The 2,116-nt window shown below is 41.4% G+C and carries 2 protein-coding genes; both read right to left on the minus strand.

Features of this window, described 5'->3' with window-relative positions; genetic code table 11:
• Positions 1–216: 216 nt before the first annotated feature.
• The gene (locus WBV75_RS02310; protein WP_424119043.1) at positions 217–1,023 is read right to left on the minus strand and encodes an integrase core domain-containing protein; all 807 of its coding nucleotides are present in this window, start codon (positions 1,021–1,023) and stop codon (positions 217–219) included.
• A 178-nt stretch (positions 1,024–1,201) separates the two neighbouring features.
• Positions 1,202–1,918: a DUF5701 family protein gene (locus WBV75_RS02315; protein WP_424119044.1), complete on the minus strand. Its 717-nt coding sequence runs from the start codon at positions 1,916–1,918 to the stop codon at positions 1,202–1,204.
• Positions 1,919–2,116: the final 198 nt, after the last annotated feature.

Below are 2,116 nucleotides of genomic sequence, written 5' to 3' on the forward strand. Positions count from 1 at the left end.
AGCCTAGTTTGCACGTTATTACCTGCGGGGTTCAGAAAAAAAGTCCCATTAAATGAGGCTTTTTTTGGTTCCTATTACGCAATGTTAAAATTATGATAGTCCCTAGAACACTCTAGCAAGTAAAATATATTAAAATACCTAACAATGAAAGCAAAAAACAAGTATTTAAACCATTCACATATTTCAGAGCTTAAATGTCAGAAATCACAGCGTTGTTTACAGTTTTGTCGGATAAAAATAGTCAATGAGTTTTTCCATCGGTGTCAGATTGTCAATGCCTTTATGTGGTTTCACAGTATTATAGTAGTTTACAAATCGAATCAGTTCAAGTTTCCTGTGTTCTCTGTTTTTAAAAACAGTCTTGTTGTGCCACATATCCATAATTGTTCTGATCACTCTTTCCGCTTTTCCGTTCGTTTGAGGGTGTTTCACTTTTGTGAATCTTTGTTCAATGCCATTTGCTTTACACAGCTTCATAAAAGCGTGATTCTGCTCATTTCCACGATATTCCAACCCGTTATCTGAATAAACTTGTTCGATCGTATAAGCGCATTCATCGATCATCTGTGTCAGGAACTTTTCACTGGAATATTGTGTTTTATCCGGGAGAATTGCGGCAAATAGTTCTCTTGAAAAATCGTCAATACCGATCAAGAGATATTCATGTGTGGCTTTGGGGCTTTCACCTCTGAGCAATGGAAGTCTCTTGGTATCAACGTGCACCATTTCACCGGGATATTTCTTGTTATATCTTTTTGCTTGTCTTTTCAGTTTATCTTCAATCCGTTTTTCTATCTTGGAAAGTCGTTTGAGACCGTATTGTATGCATCTGAAACGCTTATTGATGCTTTTGTGAATACTGTAATCATTGACCCTGGCACGATTGATGATCTTGTATACTGTAGGAGGACTCACATGATATTTTCTGCCAAGGTCACAGGGTCGTATGTGTTTAACAAAGTAGTCATCAGCCAATTGCTTTCTTTGTATCGGTGTTAATCGTGTTTTCTTATGGATTGTCATTGGTGTTTACTTAATTGTTAGTTATGTATATTAACAATTTTTGTAAACAACGCTAGTTAATCTAACATATTACAATTTGAGGAAAAAATAAAGGATAAGCCAAACGTGTGACTTACCCTTTTGGGTTCCGCGAAAGCGGAAAAGAACAAAAATCCAAAATTCCCAAGGAACCGAAGCTCTAAGCCCGACTACCGCAAGAACCAGAGCCCCACTCGTCGTAGGAGCGGTCAGGGTTGAAGTAGCGGAGCCCAGGCCTGTCGTCGCCCAGGCAGAGGCCCGGCACGAAGTCCGACTTAAAGCGGGAACCTGTGGCGTCCACATAGTGGTCGGACAGGACTTGGCTGTGAATTCCGACGGCGATTACTTCATCGGCGGTCAGGCAGGAACGCTTTTGATTTTTGATGATTTTCTCGGCATCCTTGGGGGATTTGCCGAGCATCACTTTGCCGTTTTCCACGTCAAAGGCGTAATATGGAGTCTTGGGTGTTTCTACCACATCGGTCAGTTCGTTGGGGTCGAGATAAATGTAGCCGACCTTGCCGTTGTATTTTACCATCGGCATCAGGGCATAAATGCCCATATAGCTTCTGGGAATGACGGGCAGAAAAGGAATGTTGCCTTCGGCGACTGCTATTTCGGCTGCTTTGGAAACGACTTCGTCCGTGTTGTTTTGGAACACTTCCAGAATCGCCTGGGGAGTTCCCGTGGATTTGAGCTTTTCCAGCTGGCTCTCGAAGAGTTTCACTAGCTTGTCCTTCCGCTCTTCCAGGGTTTCGGCGTTGGCAAGTTTCCTTGCCTGTGCCACCGCTTCGTCAATCTTGTCTCCGCTCAAGCCTTTGAAAAAAGCGGTGAGCTTCGCCACGAGTCCTTCTTTCTGATTCTTGCACAGTGTCATAGTCCTTCCTCCTTGTCTTTGAAAGGTTTTCGGTTTTTGGAAATTGTTGAATATATTATGTTGTCAAAATTGCATATACTGAACTAATTTTTAGTATAACATAGAGGTATAGCAAATAATTTGTCGTTTGTCAATGGTTGATTTTGACTTATTTTAAGGGATTTTCAATGCTTTCTTTCGCTTTTCACAGCTTTATCA

Source organism: Robiginitalea sp., from assembly GCF_049588695.1.
Taxonomy (GTDB): Bacteria; Bacteroidota; Bacteroidia; order Flavobacteriales; family Flavobacteriaceae; genus Robiginitalea.

Excerpts from the sequence above, each read along its gene's own strand:
- WBV75_RS02310 (WP_424119043.1), bottom strand. The coding sequence starts at position 1,023 with ATGACAATCCATAAGAAAACACGATTAACACCGATACAAAGAAAGCAA.
- WBV75_RS02315 (WP_424119044.1), bottom strand. The coding sequence starts at position 1,918 with ATGACACTGTGCAAGAATCAGAAAGAAGGACTCGTGGCGAAGCTCACC.